Source organism: Pseudonocardia sp. UM4_GMWB1 (genome assembly GCF_017312155.1).
Lineage (GTDB): Bacteria > Actinomycetota > Actinomycetes > Mycobacteriales > Pseudonocardiaceae > Pseudonocardia > Pseudonocardia alni.
Genome location: NZ_QJPN01000001.1, coordinates 173,740 through 194,104, shown reverse-complemented (window position 1 = coordinate 194,104; position 20,365 = coordinate 173,740). Strand labels below are relative to the sequence as shown.

General features: G+C 73.2%; 19 protein-coding genes, 1 tRNA gene, 1 other RNA gene and 1 pseudogene. 15 read left to right on the top strand and 7 right to left on the bottom strand.

The window, feature by feature from the left end; all coding sequences use genetic code 11:
• Positions 1 to 5: 5 nt before the first annotated feature.
• The 3 genes from DMP15_RS00960 to DMP15_RS00950 form a co-directional block, all read right to left on the bottom strand.
• The gene (locus DMP15_RS00960; protein WP_073575750.1) at positions 6 to 929 is read right to left on the bottom strand and encodes a LysR family transcriptional regulator; all 924 of its coding nucleotides are present in this window, start codon (positions 927 to 929) and stop codon (positions 6 to 8) included.
• A 482-nt stretch (positions 930 to 1,411) separates the two neighbouring features.
• The gene (locus tag DMP15_RS00955) at positions 1,412 to 1,654 is read right to left on the bottom strand and encodes a hypothetical protein (protein ID WP_073575751.1); all 243 of its coding nucleotides are present in this window, start codon (positions 1,652 to 1,654) and stop codon (positions 1,412 to 1,414) included.
• A 168-nt stretch (positions 1,655 to 1,822) separates the two neighbouring features.
• Positions 1,823 to 1,910 (bottom strand) — tRNA-Ser (locus DMP15_RS00950).
• Between the two features lie 80 nt (positions 1,911 to 1,990).
• On the opposite strand from DMP15_RS00950, the gene ffs reads away from it, so the two are divergent.
• The 3 genes and pseudogenes from ffs (at position 1,991) to DMP15_RS30250 (ending at position 4,737) form a co-directional block, all read left to right on the top strand.
• Positions 1,991 to 2,085: signal recognition particle sRNA small type (ffs, locus tag DMP15_RS00945), an RNA gene on the top strand.
• A 51-nt stretch (positions 2,086 to 2,136) separates the two neighbouring features.
• Positions 2,137 to 3,894 (top strand): annotated as a pseudogene (locus DMP15_RS00940) (DNA polymerase III subunit gamma and tau); the annotation flags it as partial.
• Positions 3,880 to 4,737: a hypothetical protein gene (locus DMP15_RS30250; RefSeq protein WP_443217688.1), complete on the top strand. Its 858-nt coding sequence runs from the start codon at positions 3,880 to 3,882 to the stop codon at positions 4,735 to 4,737. The pseudogene DMP15_RS00940 and the gene DMP15_RS30250, both read left to right, overlap by 15 nt.
• Positions 4,738 to 4,774: 37 nt before the next feature.
• On the opposite strand, the gene DMP15_RS00935 is transcribed toward DMP15_RS30250, so the two are convergent.
• Positions 4,775 to 5,578, bottom strand: coding sequence for an N-acetylmuramoyl-L-alanine amidase (locus tag DMP15_RS00935; RefSeq protein WP_337825348.1), 804 nt, complete (start codon positions 5,576 to 5,578; stop codon positions 4,775 to 4,777).
• Between the two features lie 127 nt (positions 5,579 to 5,705).
• Between DMP15_RS00935 and DMP15_RS00930 the strand changes: the two genes are divergently transcribed.
• Complete coding sequence (locus DMP15_RS00930) at positions 5,706 to 6,020, top strand: YbaB/EbfC family nucleoid-associated protein (RefSeq protein WP_060713646.1); 315 nt, start codon at positions 5,706 to 5,708, stop codon at positions 6,018 to 6,020.
• Position 6,021: 1 nt separating this feature from the next.
• Positions 6,022 to 6,639 carry a recombination mediator RecR gene (gene recR, locus DMP15_RS00925; RefSeq protein ID WP_062399547.1) on the top strand — a complete coding sequence of 206 codons (618 nt, stop codon included), beginning with the start codon at positions 6,022 to 6,024 and terminating at the stop codon, positions 6,637 to 6,639.
• A gap of 211 nt (positions 6,640 to 6,850) precedes the next feature.
• Here the strand turns inward: recR and DMP15_RS00920 are convergent, their stop codons facing one another.
• Positions 6,851 to 7,054 carry a hypothetical protein gene (locus DMP15_RS00920; protein ID WP_161152860.1) on the bottom strand — a complete coding sequence of 68 codons (204 nt, stop codon included), beginning with the start codon at positions 7,052 to 7,054 and terminating at the stop codon, positions 6,851 to 6,853.
• Positions 7,055 to 7,299: 245 nt separating this feature from the next.
• Here DMP15_RS00920 and DMP15_RS00915 point away from each other — a divergent pair, with 245 nt between their 5' ends.
• The 6 genes from DMP15_RS00915 (at position 7,300) to DMP15_RS00890 (ending at position 14,098) form a co-directional block, all read left to right on the top strand.
• Positions 7,300 to 8,220 carry a helix-turn-helix domain-containing protein gene (locus tag DMP15_RS00915; protein ID WP_161152861.1) on the top strand — a complete coding sequence of 307 codons (921 nt, stop codon included), beginning with the start codon at positions 7,300 to 7,302 and terminating at the stop codon, positions 8,218 to 8,220.
• A 114-nt stretch (positions 8,221 to 8,334) separates the two neighbouring features.
• A complete protein-coding gene (locus DMP15_RS00910) occupies positions 8,335 to 9,987 on the top strand; it encodes an ABC transporter substrate-binding protein (RefSeq protein ID WP_376772576.1) in 1,653 nt (550 codons plus the stop codon).
• 76 nt (positions 9,988 to 10,063) lie between these two features.
• A complete protein-coding gene (locus DMP15_RS00905; protein WP_062399555.1) occupies positions 10,064 to 11,068 on the top strand; it encodes an ABC transporter permease in 1,005 nt (334 codons plus the stop codon).
• The gene (locus DMP15_RS00900; protein WP_337825347.1) at positions 11,065 to 11,991 is read left to right on the top strand and encodes an ABC transporter permease; all 927 of its coding nucleotides are present in this window, start codon (positions 11,065 to 11,067) and stop codon (positions 11,989 to 11,991) included. Before DMP15_RS00905 ends, DMP15_RS00900 begins: the two co-directional genes overlap by 4 nt.
• Positions 11,988 to 12,998 carry an ABC transporter ATP-binding protein gene (locus tag DMP15_RS00895; RefSeq protein WP_275939031.1) on the top strand — a complete coding sequence of 337 codons (1,011 nt, stop codon included), beginning with the start codon at positions 11,988 to 11,990 and terminating at the stop codon, positions 12,996 to 12,998. The genes DMP15_RS00900 and DMP15_RS00895 overlap by 4 nt, the downstream gene beginning before the upstream one ends.
• On the top strand, positions 12,995 to 14,098 hold the full coding sequence (locus DMP15_RS00890; RefSeq protein WP_073575759.1) for an ABC transporter ATP-binding protein: 1,104 nt from the start codon (positions 12,995 to 12,997) through the stop codon (positions 14,096 to 14,098). The genes DMP15_RS00895 and DMP15_RS00890 overlap by 4 nt, the downstream gene beginning before the upstream one ends.
• 109 nt (positions 14,099 to 14,207) lie before the next feature.
• On the opposite strand, the gene leuA is transcribed toward DMP15_RS00890, so the two are convergent.
• Positions 14,208 to 16,004 carry a 2-isopropylmalate synthase gene (gene leuA, locus DMP15_RS00885; RefSeq protein WP_073575760.1) on the bottom strand — a complete coding sequence of 599 codons (1,797 nt, stop codon included), beginning with the start codon at positions 16,002 to 16,004 and terminating at the stop codon, positions 14,208 to 14,210.
• Positions 16,005 to 16,297: 293 nt separating this feature from the next.
• Between leuA and DMP15_RS00880 the strand changes: the two genes are divergently transcribed.
• Together DMP15_RS00880 and DMP15_RS00875 are read left to right on the top strand one after the other, a co-directional pair.
• The gene (locus DMP15_RS00880) at positions 16,298 to 16,603 is read left to right on the top strand and encodes a hypothetical protein (protein WP_073575761.1); all 306 of its coding nucleotides are present in this window, start codon (positions 16,298 to 16,300) and stop codon (positions 16,601 to 16,603) included.
• 144 nt (positions 16,604 to 16,747) lie between these two features.
• A complete protein-coding gene (locus DMP15_RS00875) occupies positions 16,748 to 18,145 on the top strand; it encodes an amidase (RefSeq protein ID WP_253067158.1) in 1,398 nt (465 codons plus the stop codon).
• 6 nt (positions 18,146 to 18,151) lie between these two features.
• On the opposite strand, the gene DMP15_RS00870 is transcribed toward DMP15_RS00875, so the two are convergent.
• Positions 18,152 to 18,313, bottom strand: a complete 162-nt coding sequence (locus DMP15_RS00870; protein WP_337825346.1) for a hypothetical protein — start codon at positions 18,311 to 18,313, stop codon at positions 18,152 to 18,154.
• A 56-nt stretch (positions 18,314 to 18,369) separates the two neighbouring features.
• Between DMP15_RS00870 and DMP15_RS00865 the strand changes: the two genes are divergently transcribed.
• Together DMP15_RS00865 and DMP15_RS00860 are read left to right on the top strand one after the other, a co-directional pair.
• Entirely contained in the window at positions 18,370 to 18,867 is a 498-nt protein-coding gene (locus DMP15_RS00865) for a CGNR zinc finger domain-containing protein (RefSeq protein WP_217266896.1), read from the top strand.
• Positions 18,868 to 19,094: 227 nt separating this feature from the next.
• Positions 19,095 to 20,360 (top strand): aspartate kinase, encoded by a 1,266-nt coding sequence (locus DMP15_RS00860; protein ID WP_073575765.1) that lies wholly within the window; start codon positions 19,095 to 19,097, stop codon positions 20,358 to 20,360.
• Positions 20,361 to 20,365: the final 5 nt, after the last annotated feature.

Below are 20,365 nucleotides of genomic sequence, written 5' to 3'. Positions count from 1 at the left end.
CGCCCTCAGTCGAGCACGCAGGCCGCGCCGGGATCATGTATCGGATCGGCCGTAATCCCCGGGCCCCGGGCACCGGCGGTGGCCTCCGCGGCCGCCCGGACCGCCCGGATCACCGGGCGGTCGTCGTGCCCGCCGGTGGCCACGGCGACGTCGACGGGCGCTCCCTCCAGCGGCACGAAGGCCACCTCCGGATGGCTGCAGTAGCGGACCGCCACCGCCCCGTGCAGGCCGATCCGCCCGGACGTCGCGACGGCGGTCGGGATCGCGGCCGGTCGGCGGATCACCTGCCCTGTCCGCCCGCCCTGCCGGCCCGCCGCCGCCCACTCGGCGAGCCGGGGGTCCGCTCCGGCCATCGGGAGCCACGGCAGATCCGCCACATCGGCCTCCACAAGCCGGTCCGCGTCGGCCAACGGCGACGTGCGGGGGACCACCGCCACCCGTGGCGTACTCAGCACCGGCTGCATCACCAGGCCGTCGAGGCCACCCAGATGGTGCACCAGCCCGACGTCCACGTCGCCGCTCCGTACGGCGTCGTACTGGTCCATCAGATCGAGCTCCTCGTACTCGATGCGGACCCCCGGTGCCGCGGCGGCGATGCCCGAGACGAGCGTCCGCCATCGGTGCGCGACACCGAACCCGAGTACCCCGACCCGCAGCACCTGCCCGTCGGCCTCCACGCCGCGAACGGCTTCGACCAGGCTGTCGAACGAGGCCAGGGTCGTGCGGGCGTGCGCGATGACGCGGGCCCCGGCCGGCGTCACCGACACCCGGCGCGTCGTGCGGTCGAACAGCCGGACACCGAGCTCCCGTTCGAGCCGCCGGATCCGTCGTCCGAAATGCCCCTCGGCGACATAGTGCCGCGCCGCGGACCGTCCGAAGTGCAGCTCCTCGGAGAGCGTCACCACGTAGCGCAGGACATCGACGTCCATCGCCCACCTCACTCCACGACGGCAGGATCCAGGGACCGGGCATCCGGGACACCGCGCGGCCGTGCGGGACGACGGCCCTCGACCGGCGGCGCGGCCGGCCCCCAGCACGTCCTCCGATGCCGGTCCGTCGTCGACCCTAGACCCGGATCGACCGCCGGCGAGCTCCGAGCGGACGCCTGGTGCCCGCAGGTGCCCCTGCAGCCGACGAGCGGAGCACACGAGCGCGGAGTGCCTGCGTGCCGTGACGAGGCTGATGAGCAGCAGGCACAGGACCAGGATGTACACCGCGAATGCCCAGTCGGGCGGGACCCCGCTGCGCAGCGTCAGGAGCGTGAACGCAGCTCCGAGGCCGACCAGGACGTGGAACACCAGGTTCTCGGAGCCGGCGGTCGCGCCAGGCCGTCCGGACGGTGGGGGAGTGCCGCTGCCGTGTCGGCGCCGACCGCGAAGACCATCGCGGTGGGAGCCGCGTCGAAGCCGGATCAGACGACGAGCGCCGCCCCGGCGATCGCCGCACGGAGGAGGTCGAACGGACCGATCGCCGAGTGGCTGTGCCGGGTCACGACAGCCGGGACGACGACGATGAGCGGGCCGAGTCCTGCCGCCGGTGTCAGTACGACGGGGAGGCCGACTCCCGCGGAGAGCTGCGCGAAGTAGGCGATCAGCGGTGCCGCCGTCCACAGGCCGAGTGCGGCGCTGAGGAGGACCCGGTTCGGATCGAGCACCGCCTTCCCACCTCGCAGCGCCGCGACGTCCCGTCCGCCGCCGCGCCGTCGCAGGGTGCGCAGGGATGCCGGACCTCGTCGCCTCGCCCGTCCACCGCGGAGACCGAAGCCGGGGACGACGAACGCCGGGCCACCCGCGAGGGTGTGCCCGGCGTTCCGCCTTCCTGCTGGCGGAGGATAGGGGATTTGAACCCCTGAGGGATTGCTCCCAACACGCTTTCCAAGCGTGCGCCCTAGGCCACTAGGCGAATCCTCCGCGAAAGAGGTTACGCGACGCCCTCGGCGATCCGACGCGGCCCCCTCGCCGCCCGACGGCGCCGTCCGTGGCACACTGTCCGTGGACCCCGTGCGGCGTCCATCCTGTGAACTCCCCCAGGGCCGGAAGGCAGCAAGGGTCAACAGGCTCTGGCGGGTGCGCGGGGTCCCCTTCTGTCTCCGAGCGGGTCCCCGGAGTGTCGGACCCCCTGGGTAGCCTTCCCCTCGTGGCTCTGGCTCTGTACCGCAAGTACCGCCCGGCCAAGCTGGCCGACGTCGTGGGGCAGGAGCACGTCACCGAGCCCCTGGCCACCGCCCTCACCGCGGGGCGGATCAACCACGCGTATCTGTTCTCGGGGCCGCGGGGCTGCGGCAAGACGTCCTCGGCGCGCATCCTGGCGCGCTCGCTGAACTGCGAGCAGGGGCCGACCCCGGATCCCTGCGGCGTCTGCAACTCGTGCATCGCGCTCGCCCCCGAGGGATCGGGCAGCATCGACGTCGTCGAGCTCGACGCGGCGTCGCACGGTGGTGTCGAGGACGCGCGCGAGCTGCGTGACCGGGCGTTCTACGCGCCCGCCGAGTCGCGCTACCGCGTGTTCGTCGTCGACGAGGCGCACATGGTCACCACCCAGGGCTTCAACGCGCTGCTCAAGATCGTCGAGGAGCCCCCGGAGCACCTGGTCTTCGTGTTCGCGACGACGGAGCCGGAGAAGGTGCTCCCGACGATCCGGTCGCGGACCCACCACTACCCGTTCCGGCTGATCCCGCCCGGCACGATGCGCGCGCTGCTGGAGAAGATCTGCGGCGAGGAGCAGGTGACCGTCGCGCCGCCGGTGTTCCCGCTGGTCATCCGGGCCGGGGGCGGCTCGGCCCGGGACACGCTGTCGGTGCTGGACCAGCTGCTCGCCGGCGCCGGGCCGCAGGGTGTGACCTACGAGCGCGCGGTCGCGCTGCTCGGGGTGACCGACTCCGGCCTGATCGACGACACCGTCGACGCGCTCGCCGCGGCCGACGGCGCGGCCGTCTACGGCGCGGTGGACCGGCTCGTCGAGGCCGGGCACGACCCCCGTCGCTTCGCCTCGGACCTGCTGCAGCGCTTCCGCGACCTGATGCTCGTGCAGGCCGTGCCGGACGCGGCCGAGCAGGGACTGGTCGACGGCGCCGCGGACGAGCTGTCCCGGATGGCCGACCAGGCCGCCCGGCTCGGCCCGGCCACCCTCACCCGCTACGGCGAGATCCTGCACCAGGGTCTGATCGAGATGCGCGGGGCGACCGCCCCGCGGCTGCTGCTGGAGCTGCTGGTCTCGCGGATGCTGCTCCCGGCGGCCACGACCTCCGACGGCGGGCTGCTCGAACGCCTGGAACGCATCGAGCGGCGCAACGCGATCGCGCCGGGCCCCGCCGGCCCGGCCGACGACGGCGGAGCCGCCAAGCGGTTCGTCCGGCCCAGCGAGCGCCCGGCCACCCCGGAGCCGACCGGCGGCGCACCGTCGCGTTCCGCGGAACGCGAGGTAGGGGCGCCGACGGCCGTGCCCGCCCCGGCACCGCCGCGGCCCGCCGAGCCCGTCCCGTCACCCACCGCCCCGGCGCCCACCGTCCCGGAGCCGGCGGGGACCGGACCGGAGGCGGGCGCGGCGCGTTCCGCGGAACGCGACGACGGCCGGGCCACCGCTGCCGCCCCGGCCGCAGCCCCCGGCGCGCACCAGGGCGACGGCCCCCATGACCGGGGCGGCGACGCCCACGACCGGGGCGGTGAGCCCTCCGGTCGTGGCCCCGCGTCCGCGGATGCCGGGAACCGTCCGGCGGGCGCCACGACGCCCCACGCCGAGGCCGCGACCGGACCACGCGGGCCGGGCGGCGCCGCGACGGAGGCGGCGTCCTCGGGCAGGCCCGCTGCTCCCTCCGCCGGTGCGGAGTCCGGCGCGGAGCGTTCCGCGGAACGCGCTCCGGCGACCGCCGGCCCGGCCCCGGTGGACGGCCCGGCTGCCGACGGACCTGCTGCCGAGGGCCCGGGTACGGACGGCCCGGCCGCAGAGGGTCGGCCGGCGGACGGTCGCCGGGCAGACGGGCCGGGAGCGGGCGGGGCCGAGGAGCCCGCCGCGCAGGAGGCCCCAGTCCGTCGCCCCGCCCCGCCCCGCGACGGCGCCCCCGCCGACGCCGTACCGCCGGAGTCGGCGCAGCCGGTGTCGTCGGCGTCCTCGCTGGACGCGACGGCGGTCCGCCGGGTCTGGCCGGAGATCCTCGCCGCTGTCCGTCAGCGCAGCCGCAGCACCGAGGCGCTGCTGGTCAACGCCACCGTCCGGGCGGTCGACGGCGACACCCTGGTCCTCGCGATCGGCGCCCCGCCGCTGGCCCGGCGGCTGTCCGAGGCGCGCAACACCGACGTGATCGCCGATGCGCTGCGCGCCGTCCTCGGGGTCCAGTGGCGGGTCCACTGCGACACCGGGGAGGCCGCGACCGCGCGTCGCGCCGCCACGCCGGAACGCGCGCAGCGGGCGGTGCCGCAGCGCCCCTCCCAGCGCGACGCTCCGCAGCGCGAGCAGGGCGGGCGGCCCACCCGCGGTCCCGCGGGGGACTCCGACGTCCCGCTGCCGCCGGAGCCGCCGCCGGAGGACGCACCGCCGGACCCTCGTGATGCCGGACCGCAGGGGGGCGACGGTCCGGGCGCACGACCCGCCCCGGTACGGAACCAGGCCGCCGAGGAGGAGGACATGCTCGCCGAGGCCGCGGCCGAGGCGGCGTCGCCGGGCGCCCGTCGCGACCCCGAGGCCGCCGCGCTGGAGATCCTCACCTCGCACCTGGGGGCCCGCGCGATCGACCCGCGCTGACCCCGGCCCGGACGGGTCGTGGCCGGGGCGCAGGTGGTCAGCGGCGCAGCTGTGCCAGCACCGCAGCGGCCACCGCCGCCGCGATCCGGTCCCGCCCGGCGGGGTCGGTGAGCACGGCGGCGTCGTCGGCGTTGCGCATGTTGCCCGCCTCCACCAGCGCGGTCGGCACGGTCGAGGTGTTCAGGCCGGCCAGGTCCTCGCGGCCGTCGAGCCCGTCGCGGCCGATGTAACCGGCCGACGCGAACCCGGCCGAGCGCAGCGCGTCCCGCAGCCCGGTGGCCAGGCGCAGCGACGCCGGTCCGGTCCCGTGCACGGTGGGCTCCGCGTAGGCGACGTGGAACCCGCCGGCCGAGGCCGCCGCGCCGTCCGCGTGCAGCGACACGGCCAGCGCCGCACCGGCCCGGCCGCCCGCCGCGCCGCGGGCGTCGACGCAGGGGCCGACGCCGTCGTCGTCGGGGCGGGTGAGCACCACCCGCACACCGGCGGCCTCCAGCCGGGACCGCACCCGCCCGGCCAGGTCCCAGGTGAAGGTGTGCTCGGCGTAGCCGTCGTTCGTGGAGGTGCCGGTCGTGTTGCACGGCTTGGTCCCGCCGCGCCCGTCGGGGACCGGTCGGTTCACCGCGGCCGGGTCTGCCGCGTTGCCACCGTTGTGCCCGGGGTCGAGCAGCACGACGGGGGCGGGCGGCGGCGCCGGGGTGGCCGACTCCGAGCGGGTCGTCGCGGCCGGTGACGGCGTCGCGTCGACGGCGGGCGGGGCAGCCTGCGGTGCCCCGCAGCCCGCGCACAGCAGCGCGACGACGACCGGGAGGACGGCTGTGGCGGAACGGATCAGGGCGCGCACGGTCGGTCAGCCTGACACGTCTACCCTGGGAGAAGGACACGTCCGCGCCGGTCGCGCCGGGGAAGCCCCCGATCGCGCGAGCCGGACCCGACAGCGAGGGGTACGCGTGCAACCCGGTCAGCCCGACATGCAGATGATCCTGCAGCAGGCCCAGAAGATGCAGCAGCAGCTCCAGCAGGCCCAGGCCGAGCTCGCGACCGCCGAGGTCACCGGCCAGGCCGGGAACGGGCTGGTCGAGGTCACCGTCACCGCGGGCCTGGAGCCGCGCTCGGTGCGGATCGACCCGAAGGTCGTGGACCCCGAGGACGTCGAGACCCTCCAGGACCTCGTCGCCGGCGCGCTCGCCGACGCGGTCCGCCGTGCGCAGGAGCTGCAGCAGGAGAAGATGGGTCCGCTCGCCGGCGGTCTCGACATGGGCGGCCTGGGCCTCCCGGGCGCCTGAGGTGTTCGAAGGACCGGTCCAGGACCTGATCGACGAGCTGGGGCGCCTGCCCGGGGTCGGTCCGAAGAGCGCCCAGCGCATCGCGTTCCACCTGCTCGCCGCGGACCCGGCCGACATCAACCGGCTCCAGGAGGTCCTGCAGACGGTCAAGCAGGGCGTCGCGTTCTGCGACGTGTGCGGCAACGTCGCGTCGGACACCCGCTGCCGCTACTGCTCCGACGCACGACGCGACCCGACGCTGGTGTGCGTGGTCGAGGAGCCCAAGGACGTCCTGGCCGTCGAGCGGACCCGGGAGTTCAAGGGGCGCTACCACGTGCTCGGCGGCGCGCTCGACCCGCTGGCCGGGATCGGCCCGGACACGCTGCGGATCCGCGAGCTGCTCGCCCGCCTCGGCGGCACCGGTCCGGCGACCGACGAGACCGAGATCTCCGAGGTCATCATCGCGACCGACCCCAACACCGAGGGTGAGGCGACCGCGACCTACCTGGTCCGGCTGCTGCGCGACTTCCCGGGCCTGAGCGTCACGCGGCTCGCGTCCGGCCTGCCGATGGGCGGCGACCTGGAGTTCGCCGACGAGATGACGCTCGGCCGCGCGCTCGCCGGCCGCCGGGCCCTCTAGCCCCCGGACACGGAACGGGCCGGTCCGTCCCGGGCGTGTCGTCCCGGTCGTGACCGGCCACCCGGCGCAGCAACCCCCCGCCGCGGCGCCGTCCTTCCTGGTGGGTCCCGAAAGCGGCGTCAGCCGTATCGACACTCCTTCGGTGAGCCTCAGTCGGTATCGATACGACTTCGGTGAGCCTCAGTCGGTATCGATACGACTTCGGCGAGCCTCAGTCGGTGTCCTCGTCGCCCCACGCGTCCACGCGGTGCGGCCTGCCGTGGAGCCGGCGCTGCCTGCGCTCCCACTCCCGGCGTCGCTGCTCGGCGATCCGGCGCCACGCCTCGCTCTGGCGCCGGTCGGTCACCCCGATCACGATCGCCGAGACGACCAGCGTGGCCAGCCCCGCCAGGGCCACCGCCACCAGCGCGATCACGGCGACCACCGCCCGGTACGGGCGCTGTGGTGCGTGCCTGTGTGCGGCACCTGCGTCCTGCGGATCATGTCCATCTCCCTTCGTGTGTCGCGGTCGGTCCGTGGCCCCGGTTGACACGGCCGGTGTGGCTGCCGTCACGTTCAGGTGATTCCAGGATGCACGACGACCCGCCTCTGTGCAATTGCAGGCACAGGGAATTGCACAGAACTGTAGATTGCACGGCGGGGCCACGGAGGGGGCGCGAGGTGGAGCAGGAGCCGACCGGCGCGCGACGACGGCTGGGTGCCGAACTGCGCAGGCTGCGCGTCAACGCCGGTCTGAAGCTGGAGGACGCCGCGGGTGGCGTGGGCTGCTCGACGTCGAAGATCAGCAGGCTGGAGAACGGCAAGGGGGTGCCGCGCCCGGCCGACGTCGCCGCGCTGGTCGAGGTCTACGGCGGGGTCGCCGGGGTCGAGGCGGAGATGCTCGAGCGGCTCGTCACCGAGAGCCGCACCCGCGGCTGGTGGGAGCCGTTCACCGAGGGCCTGCGCAGCGACCCGCACTTCCTGCCGTCGCCGGGGCGCTACGCCGCCGCCGAGTCCGACGCGACCGCCGTCGCCGCGTTCGACCTGACCGTGCTGCACGGGCTGCTCCAGACGCCCGCCTACGCACACGCCGCGCTGCGTGCCCGGCTCCCGGGGCGCCCGGACTGGGAGATCGACCAGCTCGTGCGGCTGCGCGGACGTCGCCACGAGGCGCTCACCGCGACGCCGCCGCTGGTGCTCGACGCCGTCGTCGACGAGGCCGTGCTCGCCCGCGCGACCGGCGGCCCCGCGGTGATGGCCGAGCAGCTCGACCGGCTGCTCACGCTGTCGGGCCTGCCCGACGTGACGCTGCGCGTGCTCCCGTTCGGCGCCGGACCGCAGCGGGCGCACGCCGGCCGCTTCGCGATCCTGACCGTCCCCGACGAGCTCGGACCCGACGTCGTCCACACCGAGGGGCACGCCGGGGAGTCGTTCCTGGAGTCGCCCGCCGACCTGCGCACCTACCGCGAGGTCTTCGACGAGGTCCGGGACGCCGCGCTCGACGAGGACGCCTCGCGGGCCGCGGTGTCGGCACACCGGGACGCGCACCGGTCGGCTGTCGACGACGGTCCGGACGAACGGGACGTGCGTACCAGTTCGTAGCACTATCGTGACGCAAGGGTCTACCGGTTGGTAACGGACCGCTATAGGTTTCCCCGTCATCAGGTGTCCGCACGCACACATCGGGTGGACGCCTCTGCCGACGAGGGGACCGGAATGCGCAGACGGTGGATGACGGCGGTCATGGCGGGCGTGCTCGCAGTGGGCATGACCGCCTGCGCGAGCTCGGAGCGCGGAGCGGGTGGCGACGCCGCCGGGGGGACGTTCGTGTTCGGCGCCGCGGGCGCGCCGAAGAACTTCGACCCGATCTTCAACGACGACGGCGAGAGCTTCCGCCCGGCCCGGCAGATGTTCGACACGCTGATCACCTACAAGCCCGGGACCACCGAGCTCGAGCCCGGCCTGGCCACCGAGTGGACGTCCACGCCGGACGGCAAGACCTGGACGTTCACCCTCCGCGAGGGCGTCACGTTCCACGACGGCACGCCGCTCGACGCGACCGCGGTCTGTGCGAACTTCGACCGCTGGTTCAACATGAAGGGCGCCGCGGCGCAGAGCCAGATGATCTACTACGGCGACGTCTTCGAGGGCTTCGCCAAGAACGAGGGCGACGCCTCGGGGGCCCCGCTCTACAAGTCCTGCACGGCGCAGAGCCCGAACACCGCCGTGCTGGCGCTGAACGAGTTCAAGGGTGCGTTCCCGGCCGCCTTCGGCCTCACGTCGTTCTCGATCTCCAGCCCGGCGGCGCTCGAGCAGTACGACGCCGACGCCGTCACCCAGAGCGGTGACTCCTTCACCTACCCCGCCTACGCGAACGAGCACCCGACGGGCACCGGGCCGTTCAAGTTCGAGAGCTTCGACAAGGCGAACAACACGATCACCCTGGTCCGCAACGACCAGTACTGGGGCGAGAAGGCGAAGCTCGACCGGCTCATCTTCAAGATCATCCCCGACGAGAACGCCCGCAAGCAGGAGCTGGCCGCCGGCACCATCGACGGCTACGACTACCCGTCCCCGGCGGACTACCAGACCCTGAAGGACCAGGGTGACCAGGTGCTGATCCGCCAGCCGTTCTCGCTGCTCTACATGGGCATCAACACCAAGAACAACCCGAAGCTCAAGGACCTGCGGGTCCGCCAGGCGCTCGCGTACGCCATCGACCGCGAGTCGCTGGTCCGCACCAAGATGCCCGAGGGCTCCGCGGTCGCGAAGGAGTTCGTGCCGCCGACCGTCGCGGGCTACGCCGATGACGTCACCCAGTACCCGTACGACCCGGAGAAGGCCAAGCAGCTGCTCGCCGAGGCCGGCGCGCAGAACCTGACGCTGAACTTCTACTACCCGACCGAGATCACCCGGCCCTACATGCCGAACCCGGCGGACCTGTTCTCGGCGATGTCGGCGAACCTGAAGGCCGTCGGCATCACGGTCAACCCGGTCGCGCGGCCGTGGAACGGCGGCTACAAGGACGACGTCCAGAAGGCGGGCAAGCATGACCTGCACATGCTCGGCTGGACCGGCGACTACAACGACGCCGGCAACTTCGTCGGCACGTTCTTCGGCCGGGAGAAGGCCGAGTTCGGGCCGCAGGACCCGGCGATGTTCGCCGAGCTGGCCAAGGCCGACTCCATCCCGGACCCGGCCGGTCACGCCGCCGCGTACCAGCAGGCGAACAAGGACATCATGGCCAAGTACCTGCCGGCCGTGCCGATCCTGACCACCGGCCCGGCGATCGTCGTCGGACCGGACGTGCAGGGCGTGATCCCGTCGCCGCTGACCGACGAGCGCTTCGTCTCCGTCAGCAAGAACTGACCGTGCCCCGGGCGCCGCGGAGACCCCGCGGCGCCCGGTCGCGTGTCCCGCCTCCCACCACTGAGGACATCCACGCATGCTGCGCTTCGTCGCGCGCCGCCTGCTCCAGGTCGTCCCGACGCTGCTCATCCTGTCCGTGCTGTTGTTCGCCTGGCTGCGCTCGCTGCCCGGCGGACCGGCCGGTGCGCTGCTCGGAGACAAGGCGACCCCGGAGTCGATCGCGGCACTGAACAAGACGCTGGGCCTGGACCAGCCCATCCCGATCCAGTACCTGCACTACCTCGGCCGGGCGCTGACCGGCGACTTCGGCGCCTCGCTGGTCACCGGTGACCCGGTGATCACCGAGCTCGGGCGGGCGCTGCCGGGGACGATCGAGCTGTCCCTGTCGGCCCTGCTGCTCGCCGTCGCCCTCGGGATCCCGCTGGGCTACCTCGCCGCCCGCCACCGCGGCGGGATCTGGGACAACCTGACCATCGTCGGGACCCTGGTCGGCGTCGCCGTGCCGGTGTTCTTCCTCGGCTACGTGCTCAAGCAGTTCCTGGCCGTCGACCTCGGCCTGTTCCCGCCGTCCGGACTGCAGTCGACCGGCATCGACGCCACCTCGGTCACCGGCTTCCCCACCCTCGACGGCCTGCTGACCCGCGAGTTCGACGCCAGCTGGGACTCGCTGCTGCACCTCGTGCTGCCCGCCGTCACCCTCGCCACGATCCCGCTCGCCGTCATCGTGCGGATCACCCGGGCCTCGGTGCTCGACGTCCTGGAGTCCGACTTCGTCCGCACCGCCAACGCCAAGGGGCTCGCGCCGGGCACCGTCCGCGGCCGGCACGTCCTGCGCAACGCCCTGCTGCCGGTCTCCACGACGATCGGTCTGCAGACCGGGCTGCTCCTCGCCGGTGCGGTGCTGACCGAGAAGGTGTTCAACCGGCCCGGTATCGGCACCCTGATCGCCGAGGGCATCGAGCGCCGCGACTACCCGCGGCTGCAGGCCGTGGTGCTGCTCGGTGCGCTGATCTACGTGCTGGTCAACCTGCTCGTCGACCTGTCCTACGCCGTGATCGACCCGAGGGTGAGGCTGCGATGAGCGCACCGACCACCTGGGCGCAGCGGCGGAAGGACCGGATCGACGACACCGCCGGCCGCAGCCTGTCCGCGGACGCACTGCGCCGGCTGCGCCGCAGCCCCACCGCGATCGTCGGGGCGGTGATCATCGGCCTCTTCGTGCTGGTCTCGGTGTTCGCGCCGCTGCTGGCCCCGCACGACCCGGCCCAGGCGTTCCCGCAGCTGCTCGACCAGCTGCGCCCCGGCTCGATCCCCGGACCGCAGCCCGGCTTCCCGCTCGGCAGCGACCAGAACGGCCGCGACGAGTTCTCCCGGTTGATCCTGGCGTCGCGCCAGACCCTGCTCGTGGGCGTGCTCGCCACCGTGTCCGGGCTGGCCGCGGGCCTGGTCATCGGCGTGCTCGCCGGAGCGTTCGGCGGCTGGATCGACACCGTCCTGATGCGCGTCACCGACGTGCTGCTGTCGATCCCGTCGCTGCTGCTCGCGATCTCGGTCGCGGCGCTGGCGGCCCGGCCCAGCCAGACCACGGTCATCATCGCCGTCGCGCTGGTGAACGTGCCGATCTTCGCGCGGTTGCTGCGCGGGTCGATGCTCGCCCAGCGCGACTCCGACCACGTCCTCGCGGCCACCGCGCTCGGCGTGAAGCGACGGGCGGTCGTGCTGCGGCACATGCTGCCCAACGCGATCGGCCCGGTGATCGTGCAGGCCACGCTGACCCTGGCGACGGCGATCCTCGACGCGGCCGCGCTGTCCTTCCTCGGCCTCGGCGACGCCGACCCGGCCCGCGCCGAGTGGGGCCTGATGCTCGCCTCCGCGCAGCCCTACCTCGACGTCCGGCCCGGGCTGGCGGTCTACCCGGCGATCGCGATCATCGTCGTCGCGCTCGGGTTCACGCTGCTCGGTGAGTCGCTGCGCGAGGCCATCGACCCGAAAGGCCGGAGATGACCACACCTCCGATGAACCCGTTGTTGCAGGTCCAGGACCTGTCCGTGCGCTTCGTGCGGCGGGGTGAGGCCGACGTCGTCGCCGTCGACGGGGTGTCGTTCGACGTCCGCCCCGGCGAGGTCGTCGGCCTGGTCGGCGAGTCCGGCTGCGGCAAGTCCGTGACCTCCCTGGCGATCATGGGACTGCTGCCGGGCCGCACCCCCCGGGTGGGCGGCTCGGTGCTGTTCTCCTCCGGGGACGAGTCCGTCGACCTGCTCACCCTGTCCGACGCCGAGCTGCGCGAGCGGCGCGGCCGCGACATCGGGATGGTCTTCCAGGACCCGCTGTCGTCGCTGAACCCGGTCGTCCCGGTGGGTGTCCAGATCACCGAGGCGCTCACCCGGCACCGCGGGATGAGCAAGCACGAGGCGCGTACGGAGGCCGTCTCCCTGCTGGAGCGGGTCGGCATCCCCGACCCGGCACGACGCGTGTCGGCCTACCCGCACCAGATGTCGGGCGGGATGCGCCAGCGCGCGCTGATCGCGATCGCGCTCGCCTGCCGGCCGAAGCTGCTCATCGCCGACGAGCCGACCACCGCCCTCGACGTCACCATCCAGGCCCAGATCCTGGAGCTGCTGCGCGAGCTCGTCGCCGAGACGGGAACGGCACTCATCATGATCACGCACGACCTGGGCGTCGTCGCGGGGCTCTGCGACCGGGTCAACGTCCTCTACGGCGGCCGGGTCGTGGAACGCGCGGAGCGGCACGCCCTGTTCGGGGGACCGCGCCACCCGTACACCTCGGGGCTCATCCGGTCGATCCCGCGGCTGGACTCCGACCCCGCCGCGGAGCTGCCCGCGATCACCGGGTCGGTGTCGGACAACCTGCCCTGGGACCACGCCTGCGCGTTCGCGCCGCGCTGCCCGCGGGCGCTGGAGACCTGCACCTCGGTCACCCCGGTGGCCGACGACGAGGCGGGCCGGCTGCTGCGCTGCCACAATCCCGAGCCGATCGGAGCGACGGCATGAGCCCCCTGCTGGAGGTCGAGGACCTGCAGGTCCACTTCCCGATCACACGGGGTGTGCTGGTGCAGCGCACCGTCGGGCACGTCCGGGCCGTCGACGGCGTCTCGCTGCGGATCGAGCGCGGTGAGACCTACGGCCTGGTCGGCGAGTCCGGCTGCGGCAAGTCGACCCTCGGGCGGGCGATCCTCAAGCTCACCGAGCCGACCGCGGGCACGGTGTCCTTCGACGGCACCGACGTCGCCGCACTGAAGGGGGAGCCGCTGCGCCGGATGCGCCGCCGGTTCCAGATGGTGTTCCAGGACCCGATGTCCAGCCTGGACCCGCGCCAGTCGGTCGGGTCGCTGCTGCGCGAGGGCCTGGCCGCGCACGGGATCGAGGCCGGTCCGGACCGGCTCGCCGAGCTCATGCGCGCGGTGGGGCTGCCCGAGTCCGCACTGCGCCGCTACCCGCACGAGTTCTCCGGCGGGCAGCGTCAGCGCATCGGGATCGCCCGGGCCCTGTGCGTGGAGCCCGACCTCGTCGTCGCCGACGAGCCGGTCTCGGCGCTGGACGTGTCGGTGCAGGCCCAGGTGCTCAACCTGCTGCGCTCACTGCAGCGCGAGCTCGGCCTGACCTACCTGGTGATCGCGCACGACCTGGCCGTCGTGCGGCACGTCTCGGACCGGGTCGGGGTGATGTACCTCGGGTCGATCGTGGAGGAGGCGCCCGCCCGCGCGCTCTACGACGGCCCGCTGCACCCCTACACCCGGGCCCTGCTCTCGGCAGTGCCGCAGCCGGACCCGACCGTGGAGGACACCCGCGAGCGGATCCTGCTGTCCGGGGACCTGCCCTCGCCCGCCGCGCCGCCGTCCGGGTGCCGGTTCCACACCCGCTGCCCGTGGCGCCAGGACGACCGGTGCTCCACCGAGCGCCCGCAGCTGCGCGTGCTCGACGGCGACACCTCGGGGCACCGGGTCGCCTGCCACCACGCCGAGGCCGTCCGCGACGGGCGGATCATCCCGCACGAGGTGACCGCCGACGAGGCCGAGGCCGCCGCCGCACCGGACACCGGCCCGCGGGATCCCGACCGGCAGATCACCCTCGGCGACGCGATCGGCCGCTGAGCCCCGGCCCCGCGGTGCCCTCGCGGTTCCCCTGCGGTGCCCCCAGGGGAACTTTCGTGGCTTAGAGCGCTACGAGAGTGACCCTGGGGGCAGGGCGGGGTGCGCGGACTCAGCGCAGGGCGCGGTTGATCGCGCTCACGACGCCCTTGAGGCTGGCGCTGGTGATCGAGCTGTCGATCCCGACGCCCCAGAACACCTTCTCCTCGACGGCGCACTCGACGTAGGCCGCGGCGCGGGCGTCGTCACCGCCGCCCATCGCGTGCTCGTGGTAGTCGAGCACCCGCACGTCGAACCCGATCCCGGCCAGAGCGTCGACGAACGCCGCGATCGGTCCGTTGCCGGAGCCGGCGATCTCGTGCAGGTCGGACTCGACGCGCACGGTCGCCACGATCTCGTCGCGGCCCTCGCCGTCGCTGTGGACGCGGTGGCGCACCAGCTTGAGCGGGGTCTCGCGGCCCAGGTACTCGACGTCGAACGCGTCGCGCATGGCCTTGGGCTCGACCTCGCCACCCTCGGTGTCGGTGAAGGCCTGGATGACGTGGCTGAACTCGATCTGCAGCCGGCGCGGCAGGTCGAGCTGGTGCTCGGTCTTCATGATGTAGGCGATGCCGCCCTTGCCGGACTGGCTGTTGACCCGGATGACGGCCTCATAGGTGCGGCCGATGTCCTTCGGGTCCACCGGCAGGTACGGGACCTCCCAGGTGTGGTCGGCGACCGGGTGACCGGCCTCCGCGGCGTCGGCCTCCATCGCGGCGAAGCCCTTGTTGATCGCATCCTGGTGGGAGCCGGAGAACGCGGTGTAGACCAGGTCGCCGCCCCACGGGTGGCGCTCGTGCACCGGCAGCTGGTTGCAGTACTCGACGGTGCGCCGGACCTCGTCGATGTCGGAGAAGTCGATCTGCGGGTCGACGCCCTGGGTGAACATGTTCATCCCCAGCGCGACCAGGTCGACGTTGCCGGTGCGCTCGCCGTTGCCGAACAGGCAGCCCTCGATCCGGTCGGCTCCGGCCTGGTAGCCCAGCTCGGCGGCGGCGATGCCGGTGCCGCGGTCGTTGTGCGGGTGCAGCGACAGCACCAGCGAGTCGCGGCGGGCCAGGTTGCGGTGCATCCACTCGATGGAGTCCGCGTAGACGTTCGGCGTCGCCATCTCGACCGTCGCCGGCAGGTTGACGATCATCGGGTGCTCGGGCGTCGGCTGCCAGATCGCGCTCACCGCGTTGGTGATCTCGACGGCGTACTCCAGCTCGGTGCCGGTGTAGGACTCCGGGGAGTACTGGAAGGTCCAGTCGGTCGCCGGGTACTTCTCGGCGAACTTGCTGACCTCCTCCGCGCCGTCGGTGGCGATCTTGGTGATGCCCGCGCGGTCGGAGCGGAAGACGACCCGGCGCTGCAGGATCGACGTCGAGTTGTAGAGGTGGACGATCGCCGAGTGCGCGCCCTCGCAGGCCTCGAAGGTCCGCTGGATCAGCTCCGGGCGGGCCTGGGTCAGGACCTGGATCTGCACGTCCTCCGGGATCGCGCCCTGCTCGATGATCTCGCGGACGAAGTCGAAGTCGGTCTGGCTCGCCGCCGGGAAGCCGACCTCGATCTGCTTGTAGCCCATGCGTACCAGCAGGTCGAACATGCGCCGCTTCCGCAGCGGGCTCATCGGGTCGATCAGTGCCTGGTTGCCGTCACGCAGGTCGACCGCGCACCACAGCGGCGCGGTGTCGATGACCTTGTCCGGCCAGGTGCGGTCGGGCAGCGAGACCGGCTCGACCAGCTGATGGAAGGGCTTGTACCGGTGGACCGGCATCTGCGAGCCGCGCTGCCGGTTCCAGGCGGGCTGGGTCGCGTGCGGCGCGCCCTCGGGGGTGCGGACGTTGCTGCGGGCGCGGGCTTCGTAGGCGTCGGGAGAGGTGGTCACGGGAATGCTCCGTCGTCGTGCCGTCGTGGCGACCGGCGGACACGCGAAACCCCGCGACGAGGGGCCGGTCGGTTCAGACCCCGCCGCGGCGGCGAAGGAGCAGGCGCGCCATGTCTCCTACCGTAGACCCGAACCCCCGTTGCGCGGCAAGTCGCCACCCGCACGGTCGAACCCGGCCCCCGAGCCCCGGCTCGCAACGAAGTGATCACAACCAGCGGCGTTTCCCCTCGTTGGAAGGGCAGTGAGGATGCGGCGGTGCAACCATGACGCCGTCCGTGACGAAGGGGTTTGTGATGGCGGCAACCGTGGGTACGACCGTGCGGCAGGGCATGGGGATCATCGCGACGATCGTGCGGATCGTGGGCCTGGTGATCGTGGCCATCCTGGTCGCGCACATCGTGCTGACCCTGCTCGACGCCAACCCGGCGAACTTCCTCACCGAGTTCGTGTCCTCCTGGGCGGCCCAGCTGAACCTCGGTCTCGGTGACCTGTTCACCCCGTCCCAGCCGAAGATGGCCGTCACCCTGAACTACGGGGTCGCCGCGATCCTGTGGCTGATCATCACCACGGTGGTCGTGCGGCTGCTGCGCCGGGTCTGACACGTCCCCGCGCCGGGCGCGGATGCGGTGGCAGGATGCCGGGACGTGCCGGCGCCGCGACGCCGGACCCGTCCGGCCCGGAGGAGCACCACCCATGAGCTCTAACCGACCCACCCGCGTCGGGGCCGTCCTGGTGCGGTCGCGGTGACCGTCACGGTCGCCTCGAGCGCCCGCGAGCAGGTCGCGGCGCTGCGCGCCCGGGAGATCTCGGCCCGCGAGCTGATGGACCTGCACCTGGCCCGGATCGAGGCCCGCAACCCCGAGCTCAACGCCGTCGTCTCCCTCGACGTGGAGCGCGCGCGGGCGGGTGCCGCCGCCGCCGACGAGCGGCTGGCCTCCGGTGCGACGGTCGGGCCGCTGCACGGGCTGCCGTTCGCGTTCAAGGACACCCACGCCGTCGCGGGGTGGCGGACGACCTACGGCTCGCCGCTGTTCGCCGACCACGTCCCCGACACCGACGACCTGATCGTCGAGCGCATCCGGGCCGCCGGCGTGGTGCCGATCGGCAAGACCAACGTGCCGGAGTTCGCGGCCGGTTCGCACACGTTCAACCGCGTCTTCGGCACCACGGTCAACCCGCACGACCCGACGCGGTCCGCGGGTGGGTCGTCCGGCGGCGCGGCGTGCGCGCTGGCGGCCGGGATGGTCCCGCTGGCCGAGGGCTCGGACATGGGCGGTTCGCTGCGCAACCCGGCGTCGTTCTGCGGGGTCGTGGGGTTGCGCCCCTCGTGGGGACGGGTGCCGGAGTGGCCGTCGTCGAACATGTGGGAGACCACGTCGACCGGGGGCCCGATGGCCCGCACCGCCGACGACGCCGCGCTGCTGCTGTCGGTGCTCGCCGGTCCGGACCCGCGCGCCCCGCACGCCCTGGGCGACCCGGGGGAGACCTTCGCCCCGCCGCTGCGCCCGGTCCCGCTCGCCGGGCTGCGCGTGGCGCTGTCGGCCGACCTCGGTGGCGCGTTCACCGTGGACCGCTCCGTCGCCGCGGTCGTCGAGGCGGCCGGTGACGCACTGGCCGGCGCCGGGGCGGCGGTCTCGGGCACCGCGCCCGACCTGACCGGCGCCGACGAGTGCTTCCGCACCCTGCGCGCCTGGCACTTCCAGGCCCGGTTCGGCATGCAGCTCGCCGTGCACCCGCAGGAGTTCAAGGCCTCGCTGGCCGCGAACATCAGGGCAGGCGAGGCGCTGACCGGCGCTGACGTCGCCGTCGCGTACCAGCGCCGCACGACGCTCGCCCAGCGGATGCGGGAGTTCTTCACCGAGCACGACGTGCTGGTGCTGCCGGTGTCGCAGGTGCCGCCGTTCCCGGCCGACCAGGAGTTCCCGGCCACCGTGGACGGCGTCCCGATGGCGTCCTACCTGGACTGGATGCGTTCGGCGTACCTGATCACCGTGACCGGCTGCCCTGCCGTCTCGGTGCCCTTCGGCCGGACCCCCGACGGGCTCCCGGTCGGGGTCCAGCTCGTCGCCCGCCACGGCGCCGACCGCGCCCTGCTGGAGATCGCCGCGGCCGTCGAGCGCTTGGCGCGTCCCGCGGCCTGAGGGGGCCTACCCGCGCTCGGCCGGGGTGAGGGTCCGCGGGCCGTCCACCCGGTCCGGGCGTAGCCGGATCCGCCACGCCCCGCACCGGCAGCGCTGGTAGCTCACGACGCCGTCGGAGGTGCGGTGCCGCGACGTCGTCTCCCACTCGTGGTCCAGGGGTGTACTCACGACGACGACGTTGCTGTAATGGGTCAGTGCACATCAACCCTTACGGACGTGATCCGGTGCTCCTCGCCACCGACCTGGTGAACGCGCCGCCGTCGTCGACCGGGGAGCTCGTCGCGCGCTGTCTCGCCGCCGGGGTGACGCGCGACTGGGACCCGGTCGGCGCCGACCTGCCGACGGTGCTCGACTTCCTGCGCCGGTGGGAGGCGGTCGTCGACGCCGAGCCGGGCGCGGAGCGGGCACGGCTGCTCAACGCCCTGCTCGCCGAGTCGACCGGGCCGCCACGCCTCACCGACCACGACGGCCACTGGCACCTGCACCACCGCGACGACGGTCTGGGCCTGGCCGGTGTGCTGCGCGCCCTGCTCGCGACCGGCACCGCCACCCACCTGGCGACCCGGGGGATGGACCGGCTCGGCCGGTGCGCCGCCGAGGGCTGCACCCGCGTCTACGCCGACGTCTCCCGCAACGGCAGGCAGCGGTACTGCAGCGCACGCTGCGGCAACACCGACGCGGTCCGTCGGCACCGCGGCAGGCAGCAGCCCGTCCGGGCCTGAGCCCCCGGTCCGGGGCCGTGCGGCCCGCGCACATACCCGAGCGGGGGGTCCGCGGGCGAGCCCGTGTGGTCTGGGTCATCGGTGACCGTCCAGATCCTGAAAACGGACGGCGCTCGCCGGTACTGTTCCGTTCCGACCAACGCCGCCGGTGCGTCACCTGCGCATTCCGGCGGTCGAAGAGAGAGCACCCGACGGCTCCCACCGCGGAGCCAGGATTGGAGGTCGGCGTGGCCCTCGTCGTGCAGAAGTACGGCGGTTCGTCGGTCGAGAACGCTGAGCGGATCAAGAAGGTCGCCGAGCGCATCGTCCGTACCCGCAAGGAGGGCCACGATGTCGTCGTCGTCGTGTCCGCCATGGGGGACACCACCGACGAGCTGACCGATCTCGCCGAGCAGATCTCCCCGAAGCCCCCGCTGCGGGAGATGGACATGCTGCTCACCTCCGGTGAGCGGATCTCGAACGCACTCGTCGCGATGGCGATCCACGCCCTCGGCGCGGAGGCCCGGTCGTTCACCGGCTCGCAGGCGGGCATGCTCACCACCTCGAAGCACGGTGACGCCCGCATCACCGAGGTGAACCCGTGGCGCCTGCGTGAGGCCCTCGACGAGGGGCACATCGTGCTCGTCGCCGGCTTCCAGGGCATGAGCGCGGACTCCCGCGACATCACCACGCTGGGCCGCGGCGGCTCGGACACCACCGCCGTCGCGCTCGCGGCCGCGCTGAACGCCGACGTCTGCGAGATCTACTCCGACGTCGACGGCGTCTACACCGCCGACCCGCGGATCGTCTCCAAGGCGAGCCTGCTCGAGACGGTGACGTACGAGGAGATGCTCGAGCTCGCCGCGTCCGGCGCCAAGGTGCTGCACCTGCGCGCCGTCGAGTACGCCCGCCGCTACGGCGTCCCGTTGCGGGTGCGCAGTTCCTACAACGACAAGCCGGGCACCCTGGTCTCCGGCTCGATCGAGGAGATCCCGTTGGAGAATCCGATCATCACCGGCGTCGCCCACGACCGGTCCGAAGGCAAGATCACCGTCACCGGGGTGCCGGACACCCCCGGCATGGCGGCGAAGATCTTCCGCACGGTCGCCGACGCGGAGATCAACATCGATATGGTGCTGCAGAACATCTCCAACGTGTCGGACAAGAAGACCGATATCACCTTCTCGCTGCCCCGCACCGACGGTGACACCGCCGTCGCGGCGCTGGAGCGCGCGAAGGGCGAGATCGGGTTCACCGAGCTGATCTACGACAACGACATCGGCAAGGTCTCGCTGGTCGGCGCCGGTATGCGCAACCACCCCGGCGTCACCGCGAAGTTCTGCGAGGCGCTCTCCGACGCCGGGATCAACATCGAGACCATGAACACCTCGGAGATCCGGATCTCGGTCATCTGCCGCTCCGACCAGCTCGACGATGCGGTGCAGGCGCTGCACGAGGCGTTCGAGCTCGGCGCCGAGGACGACGCGGTGGTCGCCGCCGGAACGGGCCGGTGAGCTGA

Coding starts and splice junctions, on each gene's coding strand:
- DMP15_RS00890 (WP_073575759.1), top strand. CDS start 12,995: ATGAGCCCCCTGCTGGAGGTCGAGGACCTGCAGGTCCACTTCCCGATC.
- DMP15_RS00880 (WP_073575761.1), top strand. CDS start 16,298: ATGGCGGCAACCGTGGGTACGACCGTGCGGCAGGGCATGGGGATCATC.
- DMP15_RS00960 (WP_073575750.1), bottom strand. CDS start 929: ATGGACGTCGATGTCCTGCGCTACGTGGTGACGCTCTCCGAGGAGCTG.
- DMP15_RS00900 (WP_337825347.1), top strand. CDS start 11,065: ATGAGCGCACCGACCACCTGGGCGCAGCGGCGGAAGGACCGGATCGAC.
- DMP15_RS00905 (WP_062399555.1), top strand. CDS start 10,064: ATGCTGCGCTTCGTCGCGCGCCGCCTGCTCCAGGTCGTCCCGACGCTG.
- DMP15_RS00930 (WP_060713646.1), top strand. CDS start 5,706: ATGCAGATGATCCTGCAGCAGGCCCAGAAGATGCAGCAGCAGCTCCAG.
- DMP15_RS00895 (WP_275939031.1), top strand. CDS start 11,988: ATGACCACACCTCCGATGAACCCGTTGTTGCAGGTCCAGGACCTGTCC.
- DMP15_RS00910 (WP_376772576.1), top strand. CDS start 8,335: ATGCGCAGACGGTGGATGACGGCGGTCATGGCGGGCGTGCTCGCAGTG.